Raw genomic sequence first — 22,918 nt, 5'->3', positions numbered from 1 at the left:
ATTTCGTACAAAACCTAAACAGCACTACGGCCAACGACTGGTACGTCCGCGAAACACAACCCCAAGAACCGCCGCGCCGCCCTCGACGGCGCGGCGGCATGGGGCATCAGTATCGAGAAATGCCGCGCTAATGGCTGCGGTGCAATGCCCAGCCGGTACAAGGCGTTGTCTTCATGGCGAATGGACATCGCCGACACGAAGCCAATGCCCATCCCCGCCCGTACCGCTTCCTTGACCCCCTCCACTCCGGCAATTTCTAACGCCACGCGCATCGGCACACCCTCCCGGGCAAAGGCGCGCTCCACCAACTGCCGTACCCCCGAGCCACTTTCGCGCAGCACCAACGGATACGCCCCCAGCGCTTGAAGCGTCTGCACCTGAACGCCGTCGGCCAGCGGATGGCCGCTCGGAACGATGGCGACGATCTCGTCCTCGCGCCAGGCGGTGACGCTGGTGCCAAGCGGTAGTTCCTGGCCTGGCGGGCCTTCGATCAAGGCGATGTCCAGCTCACCCAGAGCCGCGACGATTTCCGCCGTGTTGCCATGGGTCGTGGTGATCGCGATATCCGGGTAGCGGGCGTGGAAGTCCGCGATCAGGTAGGGCAACAGGTAACTGGCTGGGGTGGTACTGGCGCCGATGCGCAAGGTGCCGCGCTCCATCCCACGCATGGCGTCGCGCAGGGCCTGGGCCTGGAGAAAGGTCTCGCGCAGGCGTTGGGCGTGGCCTAGCAGTTGCTCGCCGGCGGCCGTCAGGCGCACCCCGCGTCCGGCACGTTGATACAGCGGCTCACCGAACGCTTCCTGCAGCAACTTCAGCTGACCCGACACGGCCGGCTGCGACAAGTGCAGCGCGGCGGCGGCGTGACTGATGTTGCCGTGCTCGGCGACGGTGGCGAAAGTTATCAGTTGTTCAGGGGTCATACGTTCAAAATATCAGCTAAGCGGATACTTGCCATCCTAAATCACGATTTTTTATAAGCTTATAACTGAATTAACGTAGACCTCATCAATACACATCGGAGGTCTTACCATGGCCACGGCCCACCCTACTCCCGCCCTTGCGCCTTCCCACGCGACCCGTGGGCGGCTCAACGGTATTCTGTTCGTCGCCCTGTTCGCCCTCGCCGTCACTCAGGTGGCGGCCCTGCCGGCCATCGCCGGGCTGGGGATCAGCCCGCTGATCGTCGGCATCGTCGCCGGTGCCCTGTATGGCAATGCTCTGCGCTATGGGCTGCCGGAAAGCTGGGCGGCGGGGGTCAACTTCTCGGCGCGCAACCTGCTGCGCCTGGCCGTGGCGTTCTTTGGCCTGCGGGTGAGCTTGCAAGAGATCGCCCAGGTGGGCTGGTCGGGTCTGACAGTCTCGCTGCTGGTGGTGGTCAGCACCCTGCTGGTGGGCCTGTTGGTGGGCATGAAGGTGATGAAGCTTGACCGCGACACGGCGCTGCTGACCGCTGCGGGCAGCGCGATCTGTGGCGCAGCTGCGGTGCTGGCATTCGAATCGGCGCTGCGCTCGCAGCCACACAAGGCGGCCATGGCGGTGGGCAGCGTGGTGCTGTTCGGCACGTTGTCGATGTTCCTTTACCCACTGGCGGTCAGCGCCGGCTGGGTGCAACTCGACAATCTCGGCGTAGGCCTGTTCTTCGGTGGCACCCTGCACGAAGTGGCGCAGGTAGTGGGTGCGGCCAGCAACGTGAGCCCCGAGGCCACCCACATCGCCACCATCGTGAAGATGACCCGTGTGTTGCTGTTGGTGCCGGTGCTGCTGGTGGTGGGCCTGTGGGTCAGCCGCTCGCGCAAGCAAGGCCAGGCCCAGGGCGGCGGGCGTATCGCCGTGCCATGGTTCGCCTTTGGCTTCCTGCTGCTGGTACTGGTCAATTCGTTGCAAGTCCTGCCGGCGGCGGTGGTGAACACCATCAATAGCCTCGACACCTTCGCCCTGACCATGGCCATGACCGCGCTGGGCATGGAAACCCGCGTGAGCCAGATCCGCCAGGCTGGCCCGCGCGCGCTGATCACCGGGGCGATCCTCAACCTGTGGCTGATCGGTGGCGGTCTGGCCATCACCCTGGGAGTACAACGGCTTTTCGGATGAATGGCAGCGGCTGATCCCGGAGCGCCGTGCGCCATCGCAGGCTATGCCGCCGCCCACGATCGTGCAGGGCTGGGGTAACCGCTTGGCAAGCGGCAACGAGGCTTTTTCTGCGCCCCCCTCGTTGCCGTGCGTTTTTGTCGGTATGGTGGTGTCCAAGTAGGAAGTTTCATTGCACAGGAAAGACTTAGATGCCCCAACGCCATGTCATCAACGCATCCGTCAGCCCCAAAGGCAGCCTGGAGACGCTGTCGCAACGTGAAGTCCAGCAACTGAGTGAAGTCGGTACCGGCAGCCTTTACACCCTGTTCCGCCAGTGCGCCCTGGCCATCCTCAACACCGGCGCCCATGTCGACAATGCCAAGACCATCCTCGAGGCCTACAAGGACTTCGAGGTGCGTATCCATCAGCAAGACCGCGGCGTACGCCTGGAGCTGCTCAACGCCCCGGCCGACGCGTTCGTCGATGGCGAGATGATCGCCAGCACCCGCGAAATGCTGTTCAGCGCCCTGCGCGATATCGTCTACACCGAAAGCGAGCTGGCCAGCCAGCGCATCGACCTGGAAAGCTCCCAGGGCATCACCGACTACGTCTTCCACCTGCTGCGCAACGCCCGCACGCTGCGCCCGGGCGTGGAACCGAAGATGGTGGTGTGCTGGGGCGGCCACTCGATCAGCAGCGAGGAATACCAGTACACCAAGAAGGTCGGCCACGAGCTGGGCCTGCGCAAGCTGGACGTATGCACAGGCTGCGGCCCGGGCGTGATGAAAGGCCCGATGAAAGGCGCGACCATCGCCCATGCCAAGCAGCGCATGCACGGCAGCCGTTACCTGGGCCTGACCGAGCCGGGCATCATCGCCGCCGAAGCGCCCAACCCGATCGTCAACGAGCTGGTGATCCTGCCGGACATCGAAAAGCGCCTGGAGGCGTTCGTGCGGGTCGGCCATGGCATCATCATCTTTCCCGGTGGCGCAGGCACGGCCGAAGAGTTCCTGTACCTGCTGGGCATCCTCATGCACCCGGACAACGAAGGCTTGCCCTTCCCCGTCGTGCTCACTGGCCCGCGCAGCGCCGAGGCGTACCTGCAGCAGTTGCATGCCTTCGTCGGCGCGACCCTGGGCGAGACGGCCCAGCAGCATTACCAGATCATCATCGACGACCCGGCCGAAGTGGCCCGGCACATGGTCGAGGGGCTCAAGGCGGTCAAGCAGTTCCGCCGCGAGCGCAACGATGCCTTCCACTTCAACTGGCTGCTGAAGATCGAGGAAGGTTTCCAGCGCCCGTTCGACCCCACCCATGAAAACATGGCCAACCTCGAGCTGCGCCGGGACCTGCCGCCCCATGAGCTGGCCGCCAACCTGCGCCGGGCCTTCTCCGGGGTGGTGGCGGGCAACGTCAAGGACAAGGGCATTCGCCTGATCGAAGAGCACGGGCCGTACCAGATCCGTGGCGACAGCGCGGTGCTCGACCCGCTTGGGCGCTTGCTGCAGGCCTTCGTTGATCAGCACCGGATGAAGTTGCCCGGTGGGGCAGCGTATGTGCCTTGCTATCAGGTAGTGACCTAACCCGTCGCGACCGCTGAGCGGCAGAACTCGCTCCCAACAGGTCCGCACGGCCCTTGTGGGAGCGGGTTTACCCGCAAAGCGGACACTACATAGCTCGCGCCAGCGCCACAGCCCCTTGACCTTCTACTCGCAACATCCTGCAGACATTTCCTACAACAAGCAGTGAACCTGCTTCGATAAAAACGGTCTTTCGCTGACGGTCAACTCACCGACCGGTTCATCGGCCCAGTCATCGGGCCTTCTTTTGTCCAGCTCCAGCGAAGATCACCATGCCTGATTCCCGACCAGCCTCCTTTGCCCTTGCCCCCCTGCTCGCAGCCTCCTTGCTTGCCTTGGCTATCCCCGCGCATGCCGAAGAACCGGCCAACGACGCACGCTGGGTCAGCGACAGCCTGAGCACCTATGTGCGCAGCGGCCCCACCAACGGCCACCGTATAGTGGGTTCGGTCAAGGCCGGGCAGAAGGTCACGCTGGTGGGCACCCAAGGAGAATACAGCCAGGTCCGCGGGCAAAACGGCGATCTGGTATGGATCCTGAGCAGCGACCTGCAATCGGTCCCGGGCCAGGCCGAACGCCTGCCGGCACTCGACGCGCAGGTGACGCAGTTGTCCGAACAGCTCAAGACCATCGACGACAGCTGGAAGAATCGCGTCCAGGGCATGCAGGAAACCCTCGACTCGCGCAAGGCGCTGATCGACGAACTGGAAACGCGCAACAAGTCGCTCAACGAACAACTCGACCAGGTGCAGTCGTCGCTGCGTGACACCCAGGCGCGTCTGGGTGACGAGAACAAGCAAGTGATGATGCGCTACATGGTCTACGGCGGCAGCATCGCCGGGGCCGGTCTGCTCGCGGGGTTGATCCTGCCGGCATTGACCCGCGGTCGTAAACGCAACGACCGCTGGTTCTGACAATAGCCCTCAGGCGCCGTGCAGACGCGGCGCCCAGTCTTCGACCTGGCGTTGCTCCAGGCGCCGTTGCAGGGTCTTGCGCCAGGATGGCACCAGCGGCAATGCCAGGCATTCGCGTAACAGCTCAGGCTCTAGGTGTTTATCGAACAGCACCGTCGACAGGCGCGCCACCGACCATTCGCCGTGCGGGCGCTCGACCAGCTCCAAGCGCTCGCCCGCCTGCACCACGCCCTCCTCCAGCACCCGGTAATACCAACCGGTGCGCCCACTTTGCTGAACGCGCAAGGCCATCTGCGCCACGTCGAAGCGGTCGTTGAGCTTCCAGCAGGGCATGCGCCCCTGGGACACCTCCAGCAGCGCCGACCCCACACGAATCCGGTCGCCCAGGCAGACATCCGACTCGCGCCAACCGGTGGTGCTGAAGTTCTCGCCGAATGCGCCGGGCTCGGCCAGCAATGGATGCTCGCCAAGCTCTGCCGCCCAGGCTGCATAGTGCTCGCGGGGATAGTGGTGGATGGCCTTTTCCACACCACCGTGGACCCGCAGATCCCCCTGTTCATCGCCTTCGAGCCCGAGCCGTCCTACGGCCAGCGGCCCTTGGCGGGGGTGCTTGGCAATGGCACTGCGCGAGCCAGGGCGGGTGAAAGGTTGGGCCAAGCCTGTGAGCAGGTTGTCCAGGATGAGGCTGTTCAGAATCATGCCAGGGTCTCGTTGGGTTGCCGGCGCAAAGCTTACCCCAGAGACACGAACGCCACGATCACATTCGCCTACCCAGGCCCATCGCACCGGTGGCGACCAGGCCCGGGTGGTCGGCGCGCTACTTGCCGCGGGCCTTGTTGTAGATGGTTTTGGCGCGGTCGGCTGAAGCCTGGCATTCAGCCATGTTGCCTGCGGCCTGAGCCTCCTTGGCCTGGTTGAGCAGGTTCTGATAGTCCTTGGCCATGCCGCCATGCAGGGCCTGGCCATCGGTCCGGTGGATATCCTCAAGTTCCTTGATCTTGGCGGCGCAGTTGGTTTCCGGGCTGGTTTCGGCGTGAACGGTGAAGCTCAATGCAGAAGCGATCAGCAGCAGTGTCAGGGATTTCATGGTGTGTTCTCCGTGAGAAAAGCCGGACTTCTGACAGGCACGTCGGCGGGCCCGACGCAGCCAAAAGCATAGCCTTGCTCAAAGATTCAGCCACAGTTCATTGACGCAAGCGCTCCAGCGCCTGCAGCACGTACCCGGTTGCCCGCTCCACCTGCCCCTCCCGGCAGGCGATCCCCAGCTGACGCCAAAGGCCAGGGCGCAAGGGCCGACGGGCAATCCGCGGGTTCAGCCGCTCCGCTTCGCCTTCTTGGGGCAGCAGTGTCGCGCCATAGCCTGCCGCCACCAGGCTCTTGATCGCATCGTTGTAGTTCAGCTCGATGCGCGCCTCGGGGTACAGCCCCGCTGCGGCGAACCATTCCGCCGTCACCCGCGACAGTTGGGTGGTGTTGTCGTTGAGTATCAGCGCTCGCTCGGCCAGCCAGGCCGGCGTGACCTTAGCGGGCGGCTGCCAGTCGGCCGGCAGGTAGGCCATGATCGGATCGCGTCGCCAGGGGGTGAGCTTCACCCCTCTGCCCGCTACCTGGGGCAGCGCCACCAGGCCGATGTCCAGCGTGCCCTCACGCAGGCGCGCCAGGGAAGCCTGGGAGGTCAGCACCTGCACCTGCACGTCGATGCCCGGATGCGCCTCACGCAGATGCGCCAAGGCTTTGGGCAGCAGATGGGCGATGGCCCCGGTGGAGGCCCCCAGGCGCACACGCCCGGTCAGCCCCTGCACCTGTCGACGCACCTCGTCCAGGGCCAGGTCGGCATCGGCCAGCAGGCGACGGGCGCGGCTCAGCAGCGTCTCGCCCACGGTGGTGGGGCGCACCTGGCCTCGGGTGCGGGTGAGCAGCGGCGCCCCCACACGCGCTTCCAGCTCGGCCACGTGCAGGCTGATGGTGGGCGCAGCCAGGTTGAGCTGACGAGCGGCCTCGGCGAAGGAACCGAGGTCGGCGATGACCACCAGCGTGCGCAGGCGGTCGAGGCTGATTTCGCGCATGGGGGTCCTCTGGGGGCTGGCCTGTTCGCGGGTAAACCCGCTCCCACAGGTACGGCGTGGATCCTGGTTCAGCGGTCGGCCTGGGAGCGGATCTACCCGCAAAAAGACTGACACGGTCATTCATTTTTTCTGAATCCAAGCATCATGATATTCAAATTTTCTTTCGTCCAGCCGCAGGCGAGCATAGGCCATCTCTCTCGCACACGGATCCCGACCATGCACACCCCTCTCGTCTTCATCGACGGCGACCAAGGCACCACCGGCCTGCAGATCCATGCCCGCCTGCAAGGCCGCCAGGACGTGCGCCTGCTGACCCTGCCGCACGCCGAGCGCAAAGACCCGCAACGCCGCGCCGAGGCCATCAACGACGCCGACATCGCCCTGCTCTGTCTGCCTGACGACGCAGCCCGTGAAGCGGTGGCGGCCATCCACAACCCGGCAGTACGTGTGATCGACGCCAGTTCCGCCCACCGCACCACGCCCGGCTGGGTCTACGGGCTTCCTGAGCTGGACGCCGAACAAGCCGAGCGCATCGCCCGGGCCAAGCGGGTGAGCAACCCCGGTTGCTACCCGACCGGCGCCATCGCCCTGCTGCGCCCGCTGATCCAGGCTGGGCTGCTGCCGGCGGACTATCCGCTGAGCATCCATGCAATCTCGGGGTATTCCGGGGGTGGCCGGGCGGCGGTGGAACTTCATGAGCAAACTAGCGCCGTCAAGGTGCCTGCCCTTCAACTCTATGGCCTGGAACTGGCCCACAAGCATGTACCGGAGATCGAGCGACACGCCGGGCTCGCTGCACGCCCGGTGTTCCTGCCGGGTTATGGCGACTACCGCCAGGGCATCGCGCTGAGCATCCCCCTGCAACTGCGCCTGCTGGCCGGCGGCATCACCGCTGAACACTTGCAAACCTGCCTTGAGCAGCACTACCACGGTGCACGCCATGTACAGGTGATGCCACTGCATCAGCAGGGTCCGGCCAGCAAACTGGACCCCGAGGCGCTCAACGACACCAACGACCTGCGCCTGGCCCTGTTCGCCAACCCGGCCTACGGCCAAGTGGTGCTCACGGCCGTGTTCGACAACCTCGGCAAAGGCGCCTCGGGCGCCGCCGTGCAGAACCTCGACCTGATGCTCGCCGCCCTGGGTTAGACTGTGCCTCCCGCGCCGCTCGGCGCGGGACGGTTCGACCCTGCTGGAGCTTGCCCGATGTTCATTCTCAGCCACCTCGACGGTGTGCCTCCCGAATCCTTCCAGAATCAGATCCGTCAGTTGGTCATCGACCATGTCGGTGAACTGAGCAGCGTGGCCATCACCCCGGACAACCCGCTGTACCCGCTGTACCAGTACGGCGTCGGCCTGGAGGTGCATCAGTATTTGCAGGCCATGGACGGCACCCGAGGTCTGGCCGTGGAACTGACCCTGGCCTTGGATGCCGAAGCACCGGACCGACTGCTCGGCTTCGCCCTTGCCCTGCCGGCCCAGGATGACGATCAGGCCTGCGTGCTGGCGTTTCTGGCCGTGCACCCAGACCACCGCCGCCAAGGCATCGCCCGAGCGCTGCTGGCCGATGCCCAGTCACGCTATGCCTGTGTCGAGCTCAATGTCTTTGCAGGGCAAGTGCCATGGTTCGAGGCGATGGGTTTGCAGGTGGCCGCCGCCGCCGGGCCGCAGGTGCTGATGAGCAGCACCGGGCACGCCAGTGGCGCACTGGTCGGCCGTCTGGACATCGCCCCGATCTATCGCACCACTGAAGTGCGGCAGATTCACGCCTACCTGCTCAAGCAGCATGGCGACGAGGCCATGCTGGCGGCGGAAAAACAGCGCGACGAACGCCTTGATGCCCTGGCCTTGCAGGCACAGGCCTGTGTGAAGCAGCGCAAGACCGTGCATTGAACGGGACCGCTGGGCGGTCCCGGCGATTTCAGGCGTGTACCCACCGCCGATGCAGCCCACGGGCCAGTGCATCGAGCATGAACCCCAGCGCACCGATCAGCAGCACCATGGCCATCAGCTCCGAATAGGCCAGCCGGTCACGCGTATCGAGGATGAAATAGCCTAGCCCTGCGCTGACCCCAAGCATCTCGCACGGCACCAGCACGATCCACAGGATGCCGATCGCCAGACGCACACCGGTCAGCACATGGCCGATCACCCCAGGGATGATCACCTTGCACAAGGTTTCCCAGCGCGTGGCGCTCAGGCTACGGGACAACTGCAACCAGCGCGGATCGAGCTGGCGCACACCTGCGGCGGTGTTGAGCAGGATCGGCCACAGCGCGGCGAAAGCCAGCAGGAAATAGATCGGCTGGTCGCCCACCCCCATCAACATCACCACCACCGGCATCCACGACAGCGGCGAGATCATTCGCAGGAACTGGAACGCCGGTGTGGTCGCAGCCTCCAGGTGGCGGTAACTGCCCACCAGCAAGCCCAAGGGCACGCCAACCGATAGCGCCAGCAACAGCCCCACCAGGATGCGCTTGAGACTGACCCAGACATGCCCATAGACCTCGCCCTCGCCCAGCAATTGCACCAGGCTGGCCAGCGTGGCCTGGGGCGAAAAACGCGCCGAAAGGCCGTCGGCCTCGCCAAACACCTGCACCCCCGCCCACCACAGCAGCAACAGCCCCAACAGCCCCGCCAGGCCCAGGAGGCCATGCATGACAGACTTGCCCATCAGACGGCGAACTCCTCATGGCGCTCGAAACTGTCGGGCTGGCCGAACGCCGCCAAACCACCGGCCGCCTCGATGGCTGTACGCACGAAGCGATCATCGACCAGGTCGCGCGCCACCTGGGCCGGGTCCAGCCCGGCCAGGAAGCCACTGTCGCCCTCGATCAGCGTGCCTTTGAGGTGCTTGACCAGCGCTTCGGTGTAGCTGGGGAATGGATACGGCTGGAAGTCGATGCGTTTCTCATCCCATTGCTGATGCGCGATCGCACCGCTGGCGATGTAACCGGCGTGGTCCTCGGCGGCCGGTGCCAACACCTTGGCGAGCACCTGCGGGGTATGTGGTGTGTACTTGTTGGGGCCGGCCTTCGACAGCAGCGCGGCTGCCTCGGCCCGATGGTCGCGGGTCCACAGCTGGGCCTTGACGATGGCATTGACCACCTTCTGCGACCACTCGGGGCGGTTGTTCAGGTCGTGCTCGTGCATGAACACCACGCAGCAGGCATGGTTACGCCACACATCGCCGGTAAAGCGCTGCACGCGTCCGACCTTCAGGTCCTCGGCCAGGGCATTGAAGGGCTCGGCGACGATGTAGCCGGCGATACGCTTGCTGGCCAGGGCCGGCGGCATGTCCGACGGCGGCAGCACCAAAAGATTGACCTCGTTGGCCGCCAGCGACGCGTTGGCCGGCTTGGAAACCGGTGTAAGGCCATTGGCTTGCAGCAGTTGCTGCACCACCACGTTATGGATCGAATACCAGAACGGGATCGCCACGGTCTTGCCACCCAGTTGCTTGATGTCGGTGATGTCCGGCGCCACGGTCAGGCCCGAGCCGCCCACGTGGTTCCAGGCCACCACCTTGGCCGGCACTCGGCTGGCGTAGCGAGCCCAGATGGTCATCGGCGAAAGCAGGTGGATCACGTTGACCTGGCCCGAGATAAACGCTTCGATCACCTGGGCCCAGCTACGCAGCAGCACCGGACGCTCGGCCTTGATGCCCTCGGCTTCGAACAGGCCATTGTTGTGCGCCACCAGCAACGGCGTGGCGTCGGTGATCGGCAGATAGCCAATGCGCACCGGGGCGTCCGGTTCGCTGGCGGCACGCGCCTGCAAGCTCGAGAGCAGCGGCAAGGCGCCTGCCGCGGTGAGCATGGCGCTGAGCTTGATGAAGTCGCGACGGGAAGTAGTAGAACAGCAATCATCCATGCACATGGCGAGCCTCCGACGGCAGCGGCAAGGGAGAAGGAACAGGGTCTGGGCAGCGGCTCGCCCGCCGTAGGGTCTTGAGGATCTCGATACGCAACGTGCCCAGCTCCTCGACCCGCTGCGCCCGTGGCTGCGGCAGGTCGACAGCCCATTGCCCGAGGATGTGCGCCGGGTGGTCGCCCAGTAGCAACACGCGATCGGACAACAGCAGGGCTTCGTCGATATCGTGGGTGATCAGCACCGCCGCCGTGCGATGGGTGGCGATCAGCTGCAGCAGCAGTTGCTGCATGTCGGCGCGGGTCACCTCGTCCAACGCGCCGAAGGGCTCATCGAGCAACAGCACCTGGGGCTGACGCGCCAGGCAGCGGGCCAGCGCAGTGCGCTGGGCCATGCCACCGGAGAGCTGCGCGGGGTACTGGTTGCGCGCGTGGTCCAGCCCCACCGCCTCGATGGCATGGTCGATACGGGCGCGTCGCTCGGCTGCATTGAGTTTGGGCTGGCGGGCGAAGTCCAGGCCGAAAGCGACGTTCTTCTCCAGGCTCAGCCAGGGCAGCAGGCTCGGGTCCTGGAACGCCACGGCCAGACGCGGGTGCGGCCCGTGCAACGGCTCGCCGTGCAGGGTCACGCTGCCGCCGCAAGGTTGCTGCAACCCGGCCATCACGCGCAGCAGGCTGGACTTGCCCACTCCGCTGGGCCCCAGGATGCTGACCACTTCTCCCGGCGCCAGGGCCAGGTCGAAGCGCTCCAGTACAGTCTGCCAGCCGCCATCGCGAGGGTAGCCCAGGCTGATGTCGCGGGCTTGGAGTAACGCCTGGGTCATGCTGCAGCCGCCTGACGCTGCAGCTCGGCACGCAATTGCACCAGGCTCGGGGTGACGATGGGCACGAACGCCGACTCGCGCCAGCGCCGGGCGAAACCTTCGCCATACGCGGTGAGGTAAGCCTTGCCGCCGCTGGCCTGCAGTTCCAACTGCACGGCATCGGCTGCGCTTTCAGCTAGGAGGATGCGCAGTTTGAACAACGCCGCCGGCTGCTGAGTGAAGCGCCCTTCCAGCAAGCCCTGCTTGAGCTCGTCCACGGTATTTTCCAAGCGCTCGGCCAGTACCTGCCGGGCCTCGTCGAGGAACGATCCGCGCCCCTGCAGGTGCCCGCTCACTTCCTCCAGTGCACGCCGCGCAAGGCCGATGGCCATGCCGCACTGCAGTGCCAGAAACGCCGGACGCACTTTAGGCAGGAACTCACGGGCATTGTCATGCAGCAGCCACTCGCGCCCCAGTGCTACCTGATGGAATGCCAGCGCGGCGGTGTTGCTCGACTGCAAGCCCATCAACGCCAGGTCGTCGGAGCGCTCAAGGCCCGCCAGGTTCGAAGGCACTGCCACCACGAACGGAGGGCCGCCGGTGGCGTCTTCGATCGCCGCAGCCACGGCAAAGCCGCTTTTGCGCAGGTTAGTCACCCAATGCAGACGGCCGTCGAGGGCCCAGCCGTTTGTCGCGGGCTGGGCGCAGACTTGCAAGGCCTCGATGCCCGACAGGTACTTCATGGCGTTGGATAGGCCGGTGGCACCGGCCAGCTCACCGGCGAGCAGGCTAGGCAGCAGCCGCTCGCGCAGGCCCTGGTTGGGGCTCTGCAGCAGGTACTCGATGAACGAGCGTTGGCCCCAGCAGACAAAGGCCGCGGCCAGGGACCGGCTGGCAATGGCGGCGATGGCTTCGACGGCGTCGGTGACCCGCCCGCCCGAGCCGCCCAGGGCGGGCTCGATACCGACCCGCAGCAGCTGCGATTCGGCGATGTGCGCCAGTACCAGGTGCGGATCGCACTGGCCCTGGTCGATGGCTTCGGCATTGGCATCCAGCCATTGTCGAAATGCGCAATCAAGCATGTCCCTACTCCTTTGTTCGAAACGCCGGCCAGGCCGGCACCAGGCGGATCAGGCCGAAGGCTGCCAGCGGTATTGGCCCAGCTCGTCATTGAGCGGCGTCTGGGCGAACACATTAGCAAAGTTGCACAGGGTCGCGAGGCTCACGCCGAGAATCGCTTCCAGGGCGTTGCCTTCGCTGTAGCCGGCCTCGCGCAGAGCGCCGTAGGTAGCCTCACTGACGTTGCCACGGGTGGCGATCACTTCGCGGGTGAACGCGGCCAGGGCTTCGTACCGGGCATTGGGCAGCTCGCCGCGGGCACGCAGGGCGTCGACCACTTCCTGAGGCAGCTTGGCCTTGTTCAGCGCCACAGCGGTGTGACCGGCGACGCAGAAGTCGCAGCCATGCTCGGTCGCGGCGATCAACTGCACCACTTCGCGCTCAGCCAGGGTCAGCTCGGCCTTGCCATTGAGTGCCGAGACGGTCACGTAGGTTTCCAAGGCCGCCGGCGCATTGGCCAGCACGCCCAGCAAATTGGGGATGAAGCCTGAGTTCTTCAGGGCGTTTTCCAGGAAAGGCCGTGCCGCTTCCGGGGCGCTTTGCAGAGTGTGTAGAGTAATGCGCGATGTCATGGAGTGGTCTCCTTGGGTAGGTGTGCTTATAGTCTGTTGGTTATAAGAATTCCCCTCCATATTCATCAGTCGCCTTTCCTTGCTCCTGAGTCTTTGCATTAGATGATTTCATCCAGCCATCTTGTCGATTGGTTATTAGAGCGCCTGGAGCTCGATGCCAGCCTGTTCCATGTGGGCCGCTACTGTGGCGGCTGGCATGCCAGCACCCAGGGGATGGGCCGAGCCAGTTTCCACCTGGTGGTGCAGGGGCATTGCTGGCTGCATGTCGACGGCCATCCCGAGGCCGTTCGCCTGGAACGTGGCGATGCGGTGTTCCTGCTGCGCGACCTGGGCTACCGGCTTTCTAGCGATGCCGACCCGGCCAGCGCCTGCACTCAGCCGCGACAGCCCATGCAGCCTCTGGACAGCCAGGCCGAGGAAGGCGTCGGGTTGGTGTGTGGGTTCTTTCACTTTCAATCGGGGCTGTCGACGCTGATCGTCGACGGCCTGGCCGACTGGATCCTGCTGCGCGCCGATGACCCGGCCGGGCATGCCGCGCGGGCGTTGTTCGAGTTGATCCTGGCAGAGTGCCGCCGCCCACCCGCGCCCTCGCAGACGTTGCTCGAGCGCCTGACTCATCTGTTGTTCCTGTACGTGTTGCGCCAGCAGGTGCATGCCGGGGAGGCCTTGCACGGGCTGGTCGCCCTCGCCCGCCAGCCAGCCTTCGCCACGCTGCTGGAGCAACTGATCGCCAGCCCAGGCCAGGCATGGACGCTGGAAAGCATGGCCGCCTGCACGGGCCTTTCGCGCTCGGCATTCTTCAAACGCTTCAACGATCTGGCCGGCCAATCGCCAGGCCAGGTGCTGCTGGCGCTGCGCATGCGCCATGCCTGTCAATTGCTCAAGGCCGGCAATACCGTGGAGCAAGTCGGGGCCCAGGTGGGGTATCAATCGGTGGCGGCCTTCACCCGGGCGTTCGCCAAGGCCGTGGGCGTGCAACCCGGCGCCTATCGCCGCCAGCACGAAGACCCGCCAGACCACTGACGCCGCGCAGGGCCTGGGCTTGCGCAGGGGGCTATGCTTGAACTGAGCTCAGCCAGAAATACGCCCCACACCCATGATCCCACCCCGCCTGTTTCCACGCCTTGCCCTGCCCCTGGCCATTGTGGCCCTGGTGGCGGCCTCCGCCCTGCTCGCCTCTCCGTGGATGGGCCAAGGCTTCGAGCTGGCCGACCTTGCCACCGACAGCCAGCACCGCCTGACCCGCAAGCTCGAAGACGGCAGCCTGCTGACCCTCGACGCCAGCTCTTCGGTGGATGTGGAATTCGATGCCCTCCAGCGGCACCTGCAATTGCTCAAGGGCCAGCTATTGATCGAGATCGCCACAGACGATGCGCGCCCCTTTCGGATCAGCACCCCCCAGGGCACCTTGCGCCCCTTGGCGGGGCAATTGATCGTCGAGTGCCTGGGCGATGTCAGCGAGGTCAGTGTGCTGCGAGGCCAGGCCGACCTCGAGGGCGACAGCGGCCATTTGTCATTGCACGAAGGCCAGCACTTGCGCTTGGAGGCCAGCGGCCCCGGCACCCTGGGGAGCGTGGACAGCGGCACCTTGCAGGCGGCCTGGCATCTGCAGCGCCTGCCCGCAGACGGCCAGCCCCTGAGCGAGACCCTGGAGCGCCTGGCCCGTCACCGTCAGGGATTGCTGTGGTTCGACGCCGAGGCGTTACAAGGCCTGCGGGTCTGGCGCGACCTGCCCTTGGACGACAGCGACCAGGCCCTGGCCGAGCTGCGCGCCGAGCTGCCCATCAAAGTAGACACCTACACCCGCTGGCTGACCGTGGTGAGCCGGTCGGACGCGCAAAAATGAAAACGGCCGGGTCCCCGAGGGGAGCCGGCCGCGTCATGCAGCAAGAACGCCTTAGTGGCGGTTGCCGGTACGGATCTGGTGCACCACGCCCATGGCCACCACGATGGCCGCAGCGATACCGGTGGAGATCACCAGGATCTGGTAGTCAGGCATGAACGCCATGGTCACCAGGGCCGCCACGATGAAGGCGATCACCAGGTAGGTCAGCCACGGGAACAGCCACATCTTCAGGCGGATCTCCTTGCCTTCGGCCTGAAGCTTGCGACGCATGCGCAGCTGCGAGAAGGCGATCACCAGGTACACCAGCAGGGCAATCATGCCGGTGGTGTTCATCAGGGTTTCCAGCACGTCCTTCGGACGCAGGGTCTCGCTGAAGTTGATCAGCGCGCAGAAGATCGCCACCACGCACGAGCCCATGATCGCGTACACCGGCACGCCGGTACCGGCGCGGGTGATCTTGAACATCGACGGTGCATCGCCACGCTGGCCCAGGGAGAACAGCATGCGCGAGGCGGTGTAGTGGCCGGAGATCAGGCAGCTGCTCACCGAGGTCAGCACCACGAAGTTCATCAACAGCTCGGCGTACGGCACACCCAGCAGCTCCAGGGTACGACGGTAGGCGCCGTAGCCGGACTCACCCAGGTGCGGGTCGTTCCACGGCACCAGACAGACGATCAGGAAGATCGAACCCACATAGAACAGGCACACACGCCAGACCACCGAGTTGGTCGCCTTGACGATCTGGGTGGACGGATCCTTGGCTTCGGACGCCGCGATGGTCACGATCTCCGCGCCCAGGAAGGCGAACATCACCCCCAGCAGCGCTCCGATCACCGTGGTGATGCCATTGGGCATGAAGCCTTCGGCGGTCAGGTGGCTCATGCCACGCACTTCACCGAACTGCCAGATGTTGAACACCGCCGCGGTGCACACGGTCAGGAAGCAGACGATCGCCACCACCTTGATCAGCGCGAACCAGAACTCGAACTCGCCGTAGTGCTTGACGTTGAAGAAGTTGACCGTGATCAGCACCAAGGTCGTGGCCAGCACGAACACGTTGACACTGACGCCAGGGAACCAGCCATGCAGGATCTTGCCCGCCACGTAGGCTTCCCAGGCCATCAGGATGACCCAGTACCACCAGTACAGCCAGCCGATGGTGAAACCGGCCCAGCGGCCGATGGCGCGATCGGCGTAAGTGGAGAACGAGCCAGTGTCCGGCGAGGAAGTCGCCATCTCGCCGAGCATGCGCATGATCAGCACCACCAGGATGCCGCCGGCCAGGTAGGCCAGGACCGCAGCCGGTCCGGCGCTGTGGATCACGCTGCCGGAACCGACGAACAAGGCGCCGCCGATAACCCCGGCGATCGACATCATCGTCAGGTGGCGCGACTTGAGCGAGGCACTGAGTTTGCTCTCGTGCGCTCCCCTCGCGGTGGTGGATGTGGATGTTGCGTCCATCAGTTGTGTACCCCGTGCTTCTTTTTATCCAAGGAAAAACTGTGAAACCCCGATGGCTATCGGTCTCACCTAACATCAGTACTTATGCGGGCAGGAAGGTGTGCTCTGGGGCACACGCAGGCCTTCCATGGCGGCCTGCTTACGCGTCCGAAGGCTGGCCCCCGGACGAACTGAAACCTGTGCTGGCCGAGCGGCAACGGCTCGGTGCGACGAAATGAAGGTGCGAGGCAAACCTCGACGGCAAAGCAGCGAATTTGTGATTGTGCATGACGCTGACATGTACGCTGGTGGCGATAACTGACACGTAATGTAAAAATGTCTGCCACCCAGAGCCATGCACAGTGGCACGAAATACGCACTGCACTGTACAGGCCGCCAATGCAATACACCCGCAACACCCTGCAGGCGCTTGGCGATACGCACCCCTGAAGGCACCCGAATGCTGCAACTACACCCCGACTCTTCCACGCCGCTGGTCAACCAGATCATCGATGGATTGCGCGAGCTGATCGACAAGCAGACCCTCAAGCCTGGCGCCAAGGTGCCGTCGATCCGCGCCTTCGCCGCCACCTACTCGGTGAGCACGTTCACCGTGGTCGAAGCCTATGACCGCTTGGTGGCCCAAGGCCTGCTGGTCAGTCGCGGCAACGCGGGGTTCTTCGTCAACCGTGCAGCGAGCGAGTTGCTCGACACCCAGCATCAGGAGGCCGACACCACCCGGCCGACGTTCAACTCCGAGTGGTATCTGCAACAGATCTTCGAAACCCGCCAGTTGCCTTACAAACCCGGCTGCGGCTGGCTACCCAACGACTGGATGTACGAAGACGGCCTGCGTCGTGGCCTGCGCCAGGTGGCCGGCAGCCCCCTGGAACTGTCCGGCTATGGCGACCCCATGGGCCTGCCCGAGCTGCGTGTGCTGACCGCGCAGAACCTGCAACAAGAGCTGTCGATCGTCGCCAATCCTGCACAGTTGATGCTCACCCACGGCGCCAGCCAAGCCTTGGACCTGGCCGTGCGCACCCTGGTACGTCCAGGCGATGTGGTGCTGGTGGACGACCCCGGCTACCCCAACCTGATGAGTATCCTGCGCACCCAGGGCGCAACCCTGCTGGGCGTGCCGCGCACCCCGGCCGGCTACGACCTGGACCACCTGGAGCGCCTGCTCGCCCATCACCGACCCACGGCGTTCTTCACCCAGCCGCACCTGCACAGCCCCACCTGTTCGCGTACACCTCTGCCCCAGTTGCATCGCCTGCTGCAACTGGCCACCCGCCATGGCTTGCGTCTGGTGGAGAACAACCTGTACGCCGACATGATCGCCGAGCCGCAACCTTGCCTTGCCAGCCTCGATCACCTGCAACAGGTGGTGTACGTGGGCAGCTACTCCAAGAGCATCTCGCCTAATGTGCGGGTCGGCTACCTGCTGGCCAACCCTGAACTCATGCAACAGCTGCTGCACCTGAAGATGCGCTCTGGGCTCACTACCTCCCAGGTGATGGAGCGCGTGGTGTATGCAGCCATCATCGACGGCCGCTGGCGCAAGCACCTCAAGCGCCTGCGCCAACGCCTGGCCGAAGCCCACCAGGAAGTTGGCCGGCACCTGCATCGGCTGGGCTTCGAGCTGTTCACCGAGTCCGACGAAGGCATGTACATCTGGACCCGCCATCCCGCCATCCCGGACAGCGCCGCGCTGCTGGACGATGCCTTGGAGCAAGGCATCATGCTCGGGCCCGGCCAGTTGTTCATGGTCGACGCCAAGGCCACCGGCTGGATGCGCTTCAACGTGGCCTTCAGCACCGAGCCGGCCATGTGGGAATTGCTGGAGAAGGTGCTGGTCAAGCATGTGCGCCGGGGCGGGCTGTAGCCCCCGGCCCTGCCACGCGCCGCTAAACTCAAGTCTCCCCCGTTGATCATCGAACCCCACCATGCCCAACCGCCCCTTCAACGACCGCCTCGACTGGAACCTGCTGCGCACCTTCCGGGTGATCGGCCAGGAGCTCTCCATCAGCCGCGCCGCAGCGCGCCTGCACCTGACCCAACCGGCGGTGAGCCAGGCGCTCAAGCGCCTGGAAGAGCAGCTCGGTCGCCCGCTGATCGCCCGCCGCGGACCACGCTTCGTGCTCACCGAGGTGGGCGAGCGCTTGTTCGAGCTGTCGGGCGAAGTGTATGGGCAGGTCGCGCAGATCAGCGGGCTGCTGGAGCAGCCGAGCGCGGAGGTGGTCGGCAAGGTACGCCTGCTGATGATCAGCCGCTTGTGCTGTCAGCGCTTCGATGACTTCCTGGCGCGCTTTCACCAGCAGTACCCGCGGGTGGAGATGGAGATCGAGGTGATGCGCAGCACCGACATCGTCGCCGCGCTGCAGGAAAAGACCGCCACCGCCGGCCTGAGCCTGAGCCGTCACCGCCATGCCCGCCTCGAGCAGCGTCTGCTCCAGCGCCAGCGCTATGCATTTTTCTGCGGCAAGCACCATCGCTTGTTCGGGCAGTTGGAGGGCAACCTCAAGCAGGAGAATTTCGTCAGTTTCAGCAGCGACCAGATCGGCGGCATGCTCTCGCCGTTGACGATCTTCCGTGACCAGCAAGGCTTCATCGGCCGCATCGTCGCCTCCTCGCCCAGCTTCGAGGAAGTGCGCCGGTTGGTGATCGCCGGGTTCGGCATCGGCTGCCTGCCCGAACATGGTGTGCAGGAGGACGTGGCCGCCGGACTGCTGTGGAAACTGCCGCCGCTCGACGGCATCGCCGACGTGGATGTGCACCTGCTATGGAACCGCGACCAGCGCATGAGCAGGGCCGAGCAAGCCTTCATCGAGGGGCTGTGCGAAAGCCTGGCGTAAGCACAAGGACGGCGTAGCCTCCCCTAGAAATTGGCGGACGCCTTCGATGGGCCGCACAACGGCCCCAAACCCTCAGCCCATATCGCCCCCGTCGCCCCCGCCGCCATCGCCACAAGTTGGATCCGATCTGCCAGCTTGTGTATGCTTCCCGGCATAGCCAATCGCCACTACCTGAGCGATCAGCCTACTGCCCGACAAGGATGCCGCGTTGCCCAGCCATACCACCCGCCACACCGTCGCTCGCCAATGGCAGCTGCTCAACCTGCTGCCCCATCGTCACCCCGGCATGAGCGCCACCCAATTACAAGCGGCACTGGCCAGGATCGGCCACAAGACCACCAAGCGCACGGTCGAACGCGACCTCAACGAACTGGCGACCCTGTTCCCATTGCAATGCAATGCCAAAGGCATGCCCTATGGCTGGCACTGGAAGCCGGGCCTGACCCTGGGCGAGGTTCGCCCTCTGCAACCGAACGAGCTGGCCAGCGCACCATCGGTGCAATTGCAGGCCTGGGTCGACGATGCCCTGGCCCTGCGCCTGCAACGACAGCCTTTGGCCGCGGACATGCGCCTGAACGCGCTGCCCGATGGCGGCGCCCAACTCACCGCCACAGTGCAGGACAACGCCACGCTGATGGGCTGGCTGCTGTCCCAGGCTGGCGCGATCCGCGTTCAGGCGCCCGAGGCGCTGCGCAGTGCCATGCTCGAGCTGCTGCGCCAGAGCCTGGACCTGCACGAGGAAAACACCTGAAGCGAAGATCCGGGATTCGATGGAATCTTTGCGTTCACGCAACAGTCGGACTTAACAAGAGGCCAACATTGCCGGGCCCCTTCCCATCCACTGACGCAAGGATTCAACCATGGTCACGATCCTCATCATCATCCTGATCCTGCTGTTGATTGGTGGTTTGCCTGTGTTCCCCCACTCTCGCGCCTGGGGCTACGGCCCTTCCGGCATCATCGGCGTGGTGCTGGTCGTGCTGTTGGTGTTGTTGTTGATCGGCTACATATGAGTGTGTGCCGGTAGCGGCCGATTCGCGGGTAACCCCGCTCCCACACGGCTTGCGCTGGTGCCAGTGGGAGTGGGCTCACCCAAGAAGCGGGCTCGGAACAGCCCTTGTGGAAGCGGGTTTACCCGCGAAGCAGGCGCCGCGAATCAGACAGCCTTGCGAAGACGCGCCAGCTTGCGCCGCTGCCTCAGGCACACAGCACACAACCCCAGCACAGCCACCGCCAGCCCCGCCACCAGCACACTGACCTCGCGGCTATAGCGCCCGACCCAGGCCGGGAACCCCACCAGTTCCCGGTACACCTGCACATCCGCCGCCCCGCCGGCATGGCGAATGCTGATCCCGCCCTGGCGAATCAGTGAGTAGTCGGAGTCGAAGTACACCCACACCTTGCACGCCCCTTCCCGCCCGATCGCGTCGATATCGATCGTGCTGGTCGGCGCCTGGAGGATGTTGTCGTTGCCGGCGTCGTCGCGAATCTGTACCAGCCCCTTGGCTGGCAGACGGATGTGCACGTTCTTGAGCGGCGTCTGGCCCTTGTTGCGCAGCTCGATGAGCAGGCCGGTGCGATGGTCCACCAACCCCGCCTCGAAGGGTTTGGCGAACAGTTGCAGGTAAGGCGCCTGGGCCAGGTCGACCAGCTTGTCGACCTGCTGATGGTTCAACGCGCCTTTGCCGATGGCGCTCACCTGGGCGTGCAGGCGCTCGTACTTGAGCAGATCGTTGGTGGTGCTGATGCGTTCGCTGAATTGGCTCGGATAGGTCAGGTAGGCGTAGGTCAGACGCGCCTCAAGACCGCTGTCGTCCTTGAGCGCCACAGACAGCGCAGCAACCGAGGTCGCGACGACCAGCACGCCCACGAGGGCTTTCCCGACTTTTTCCCAGCTCACCTTGGCGGTTCCTTTTGTTGCTGTATTGGCGATACGCAATGGCCGGCAAAGGGTGCCAAGGTTCGGGGACGGGGGCAAGGGCGAGAAACGTGGGGCTGCGGGTGTCCCATCGCTGGCTTCGCCTAATCCCACTGCGGCCTAAGTCGCATTTTGTAGGAGCTGGGGAGGCCTGCGATGGGCTGCAGCGCGGCCCCCAGCCGGATCATGTCGCGAGGCGACGAAGTTCGTTGCCTAAATGACACACATTTATTATTTTGTGCCATTATTCCGACACAAAATAATAAATACGTGACATAGAGAGGACGCACGCCATGCACCACCCTGCTCCGCAAGCCTTCGATCAGCTCGGATTCGTGGTCCAGGACCTGGACCAGAGCATCGACCATTGGCTGCAACTGGGCGTCGGACCTTGGACGGTGTTTCGCGATGTCCAGCTTGAGGGCAGCTATCAAGGCCAGGCCGTGGAGGTTCGCATGAACGTGGGCCTGGCCTATCAGGGCGGCCTGCAGATCGAGCTGATCCACACCACCAGCGACGGCCCCTCCCCTTACCGCGACGCCCGGGGCCTGCACCACATGGCCTGGCTGGTGGACGAGCTGGACAGCGCCGTCGCCAACCTGCGCGAGCGTGGGCTGCAACCGGTATTCGAAGCCGGCAACGCCACCACCCGCGTCTGCTACCTGCAAAACCCCAATGAGCCAGGCGTGCTGTTCGAAGTCATCGAAGGCGCAGGCCTGCGCCAGATGATCGACCACGGCATCGCTCAAGCCCGCGAGTGGAATGGCGAGCAGCCAGTGCGGGTGTTCGCCGGCTGAGCATTCCCCTGCTCCGGTGCGAGCACCGGGGCCCTTTGATAACAACAAAAGGAGCTACACGATGAGTCGATTGGCAGGCAAAGTCGCCCTGATCACCGGTGCCGCACGCGGCCAGGGCGCAGCAGAAGCTCGGCGTTTCGTCGCCGAGGGCGCGAAAGTTGTGATCGCCGATGTACTGGAAGCCGAAGGCCGGGCCTTGGCCGCCGAATTGGGTGATGCCGTGCGCTTCCAACCGCTGGACGTCACCCAGCCCGAGCAGTGGCAGGCGGCGGTCGAGGTGACCCAGGCGCAGTTCGGCAAACTCGATGTGCTGGTCAACAACGCCGCCATCCTGCGCATGGCGCCGCTGGAGCACTGCTCGCTGGAGGACTACCGGCGGGTGATCGAGGTCAACCAGGTTGGCTGCTGGCTAGGCATGAAATCGGTGCTGGCAGCCATGCGCCAGGCCGGCGGCGGCTCGATCGTCAACGTGTCCTCCACCGCCGGCATGGAAGGCGTGGCCTATGGCACGGCCTACTCCTCGAGCAAGTTCGCCGTGCGCGGCATGACCAAGGCAGCCGCCCTGGAGCTGGGCGCCTCGGGGATCCGGGTCAACTCGGTGCACCCGGGCGGCATCGACACAGTCATGTCACGTCCACCGGAAATGGCCGATTTCGACCCGGCGCAGGTCTACAAAGGCCTGCCGATTCCGCGTATCGGCCAGCCCGAGGAAGTGGCCAACCTGGTGCTGTTCCTGGCCAGTGACGAGTCCAGCTATTGCACCGGCTCCGAGTTCATCATCGACGGCGGGATGCTCGCTGGTACTTCCTTTGGCTGAGAGTCCAACCCCTGGGTGCGCGCTGCGCGCCCAGGCACTTACAGTTACCCCGCCCTATGCTGAGTAAGGCAACTTCACCCGCCTATTTCAGCCCCTTCACCGCCACCTATAGCGTTGCCCTACACCTCCACTTCCAAAAGTTATCAAATTCAACAAAAGTGGATCATTCCCACAGTTCCAGCCGGTTCGTCCCGTACTCTTCGAATACTCCAACGCCTAACGTGTCTGCGGTCTTTCGACTAACAGACC

At 64.7% G+C, this 22,918-nt stretch carries 24 protein-coding genes; 13 read left to right on the top strand and 11 right to left on the bottom strand.

What is annotated here, in order from left to right; all coding sequences use genetic code 11:
* Window positions 1-14: 14 nt before the first annotated feature.
* On the bottom strand, window positions 15-920 hold the full coding sequence (locus AB1N67_RS10045; RefSeq protein ID WP_043215366.1) for a LysR family transcriptional regulator: 906 nt from the start codon (window positions 918-920) through the stop codon (window positions 15-17).
* A 109-nt stretch (window positions 921-1,029) separates the two neighbouring features.
* On the opposite strand from AB1N67_RS10045, the gene AB1N67_RS10040 reads away from it, so the two are divergent.
* The 3 genes from AB1N67_RS10040 to AB1N67_RS10030 all read left to right on the top strand — a co-directional run bounded on the left by AB1N67_RS10040 (window position 1,030) and on the right by AB1N67_RS10030 (window position 4,564).
* Window positions 1,030-2,091: a YeiH family protein gene (locus AB1N67_RS10040; RefSeq protein ID WP_090345774.1), complete on the top strand. Its 1,062-nt coding sequence runs from the start codon at window positions 1,030-1,032 to the stop codon at window positions 2,089-2,091.
* A 188-nt stretch (window positions 2,092-2,279) separates the two neighbouring features.
* Entirely contained in the window at window positions 2,280-3,653 is a 1,374-nt protein-coding gene (ppnN, locus tag AB1N67_RS10035; protein WP_043215370.1) for a nucleotide 5'-monophosphate nucleosidase PpnN, read from the top strand.
* 269 nt (window positions 3,654-3,922) lie between these two features.
* Window positions 3,923-4,564, top strand: a complete 642-nt coding sequence (locus AB1N67_RS10030) for a TIGR04211 family SH3 domain-containing protein (protein ID WP_090345772.1) — start codon at window positions 3,923-3,925, stop codon at window positions 4,562-4,564.
* A gap of 9 nt (window positions 4,565-4,573) precedes the next feature.
* Here AB1N67_RS10030 and AB1N67_RS10025 read toward each other — a convergent pair whose 3' ends face one another.
* From AB1N67_RS10025 to AB1N67_RS10015, 3 genes are all read right to left on the bottom strand, one after another.
* Window positions 4,574-5,263, bottom strand: coding sequence for an MOSC domain-containing protein (locus AB1N67_RS10025; protein ID WP_367863768.1), 690 nt, complete (start codon window positions 5,261-5,263; stop codon window positions 4,574-4,576).
* 118 nt (window positions 5,264-5,381) lie between these two features.
* A complete protein-coding gene (locus AB1N67_RS10020) occupies window positions 5,382-5,651 on the bottom strand; it encodes a hypothetical protein (protein ID WP_090345767.1) in 270 nt (89 codons plus the stop codon).
* 97 nt (window positions 5,652-5,748) lie between these two features.
* Window positions 5,749-6,630 (bottom strand): LysR family transcriptional regulator, encoded by an 882-nt coding sequence (locus tag AB1N67_RS10015; RefSeq protein ID WP_102082492.1) that lies wholly within the window; start codon window positions 6,628-6,630, stop codon window positions 5,749-5,751.
* Window positions 6,631-6,846: 216 nt separating this feature from the next.
* Here AB1N67_RS10015 and argC point away from each other — a divergent pair, with 216 nt between their 5' ends.
* Window positions 6,847-7,779 carry an N-acetyl-gamma-glutamyl-phosphate reductase gene (gene argC / locus AB1N67_RS10010; RefSeq protein WP_043215383.1) on the top strand — a complete coding sequence of 311 codons (933 nt, stop codon included), beginning with the start codon at window positions 6,847-6,849 and terminating at the stop codon, window positions 7,777-7,779.
* A gap of 57 nt (window positions 7,780-7,836) precedes the next feature.
* Window positions 7,837-8,523: a GNAT family N-acetyltransferase gene (locus AB1N67_RS10005; RefSeq protein ID WP_043215385.1), complete on the top strand. Its 687-nt coding sequence runs from the start codon at window positions 7,837-7,839 to the stop codon at window positions 8,521-8,523.
* A 28-nt stretch (window positions 8,524-8,551) separates the two neighbouring features.
* Here AB1N67_RS10005 and AB1N67_RS10000 read toward each other — a convergent pair whose 3' ends face one another.
* The 5 genes from AB1N67_RS10000 to AB1N67_RS09980 are packed head-to-tail and all read right to left on the bottom strand — an operon-like array spanning window position 8,552 to window position 12,996.
* Window positions 8,552-9,307 carry an ABC transporter permease gene (locus tag AB1N67_RS10000; protein ID WP_043215387.1) on the bottom strand — a complete coding sequence of 252 codons (756 nt, stop codon included), beginning with the start codon at window positions 9,305-9,307 and terminating at the stop codon, window positions 8,552-8,554.
* On the bottom strand, window positions 9,307-10,512 hold the full coding sequence (locus tag AB1N67_RS09995) for an ABC transporter substrate-binding protein (protein ID WP_043215390.1): 1,206 nt from the start codon (window positions 10,510-10,512) through the stop codon (window positions 9,307-9,309). Before AB1N67_RS09995 ends, AB1N67_RS10000 begins: the two co-directional genes overlap by 1 nt.
* Window positions 10,499-11,326 (bottom strand): ABC transporter ATP-binding protein, encoded by an 828-nt coding sequence (locus AB1N67_RS09990; RefSeq protein ID WP_182941048.1) that lies wholly within the window; start codon window positions 11,324-11,326, stop codon window positions 10,499-10,501. Before AB1N67_RS09990 ends, AB1N67_RS09995 begins: the two co-directional genes overlap by 14 nt.
* A complete protein-coding gene (locus tag AB1N67_RS09985) occupies window positions 11,323-12,387 on the bottom strand; it encodes an acyl-CoA dehydrogenase family protein (protein WP_043215394.1) in 1,065 nt (354 codons plus the stop codon). The genes AB1N67_RS09990 and AB1N67_RS09985 overlap by 4 nt, the downstream gene beginning before the upstream one ends.
* Window positions 12,388-12,435: 48 nt before the next feature.
* Window positions 12,436-12,996 carry a carboxymuconolactone decarboxylase family protein gene (locus AB1N67_RS09980; protein WP_043215397.1) on the bottom strand — a complete coding sequence of 187 codons (561 nt, stop codon included), beginning with the start codon at window positions 12,994-12,996 and terminating at the stop codon, window positions 12,436-12,438.
* A 102-nt stretch (window positions 12,997-13,098) separates the two neighbouring features.
* Here AB1N67_RS09980 and AB1N67_RS09975 point away from each other — a divergent pair, with 102 nt between their 5' ends.
* Together AB1N67_RS09975 and AB1N67_RS09970 are read left to right on the top strand one after the other, a co-directional pair.
* Window positions 13,099-14,019 (top strand): AraC family transcriptional regulator, encoded by a 921-nt coding sequence (locus AB1N67_RS09975; RefSeq protein ID WP_148921493.1) that lies wholly within the window; start codon window positions 13,099-13,101, stop codon window positions 14,017-14,019.
* 73 nt (window positions 14,020-14,092) lie between these two features.
* Window positions 14,093-14,842: a FecR domain-containing protein gene (locus tag AB1N67_RS09970; protein WP_090345748.1), complete on the top strand. Its 750-nt coding sequence runs from the start codon at window positions 14,093-14,095 to the stop codon at window positions 14,840-14,842.
* 51 nt (window positions 14,843-14,893) lie between these two features.
* On the opposite strand, the gene AB1N67_RS09965 is transcribed toward AB1N67_RS09970, so the two are convergent.
* Window positions 14,894-16,303, bottom strand: a complete 1,410-nt coding sequence (locus AB1N67_RS09965; protein ID WP_367863767.1) for an amino acid permease — start codon at window positions 16,301-16,303, stop codon at window positions 14,894-14,896.
* Window positions 16,304-16,742: 439 nt separating this feature from the next.
* Between AB1N67_RS09965 and AB1N67_RS09960 the strand changes: the two genes are divergently transcribed.
* From AB1N67_RS09960 to AB1N67_RS09945, 4 genes are all read left to right on the top strand, one after another.
* Window positions 16,743-18,167 (top strand): PLP-dependent aminotransferase family protein, encoded by a 1,425-nt coding sequence (locus tag AB1N67_RS09960; RefSeq protein WP_043215409.1) that lies wholly within the window; start codon window positions 16,743-16,745, stop codon window positions 18,165-18,167.
* 61 nt (window positions 18,168-18,228) lie between these two features.
* Window positions 18,229-19,137, top strand: a complete 909-nt coding sequence (locus AB1N67_RS09955) for a LysR family transcriptional regulator (protein ID WP_367863766.1) — start codon at window positions 18,229-18,231, stop codon at window positions 19,135-19,137.
* 208 nt (window positions 19,138-19,345) lie between these two features.
* The gene (locus AB1N67_RS09950; protein WP_043215413.1) at window positions 19,346-19,888 is read left to right on the top strand and encodes a WYL domain-containing protein; all 543 of its coding nucleotides are present in this window, start codon (window positions 19,346-19,348) and stop codon (window positions 19,886-19,888) included.
* Window positions 19,889-19,997: 109 nt separating this feature from the next.
* Complete coding sequence (locus AB1N67_RS09945) at window positions 19,998-20,150, top strand: DUF3309 family protein (RefSeq protein ID WP_043215415.1); 153 nt, start codon at window positions 19,998-20,000, stop codon at window positions 20,148-20,150.
* A gap of 143 nt (window positions 20,151-20,293) precedes the next feature.
* Here the strand turns inward: AB1N67_RS09945 and AB1N67_RS09940 are convergent, their stop codons facing one another.
* On the bottom strand, window positions 20,294-21,037 hold the full coding sequence (locus AB1N67_RS09940; RefSeq protein ID WP_043215418.1) for a hypothetical protein: 744 nt from the start codon (window positions 21,035-21,037) through the stop codon (window positions 20,294-20,296).
* A 311-nt stretch (window positions 21,038-21,348) separates the two neighbouring features.
* Between AB1N67_RS09940 and AB1N67_RS09935 the strand changes: the two genes are divergently transcribed.
* Together AB1N67_RS09935 and AB1N67_RS09930 are read left to right on the top strand one after the other, a co-directional pair.
* Window positions 21,349-21,852, top strand: a complete 504-nt coding sequence (locus AB1N67_RS09935; RefSeq protein WP_090345743.1) for a VOC family protein — start codon at window positions 21,349-21,351, stop codon at window positions 21,850-21,852.
* 61 nt (window positions 21,853-21,913) lie between these two features.
* Entirely contained in the window at window positions 21,914-22,669 is a 756-nt protein-coding gene (locus tag AB1N67_RS09930; RefSeq protein ID WP_043215421.1) for a glucose 1-dehydrogenase, read from the top strand.
* Window positions 22,670-22,918: the final 249 nt, after the last annotated feature.

The sequence above is a fragment of the Pseudomonas guariconensis genome, from assembly GCF_040822035.1.
Taxonomy (GTDB): domain Bacteria; phylum Pseudomonadota; class Gammaproteobacteria; order Pseudomonadales; family Pseudomonadaceae; genus Aquipseudomonas; species Aquipseudomonas guariconensis.
The sequence above is the reverse complement of the archived record's forward strand: the minus strand, read 5'-3'. Positions and strand labels throughout refer to the sequence as shown.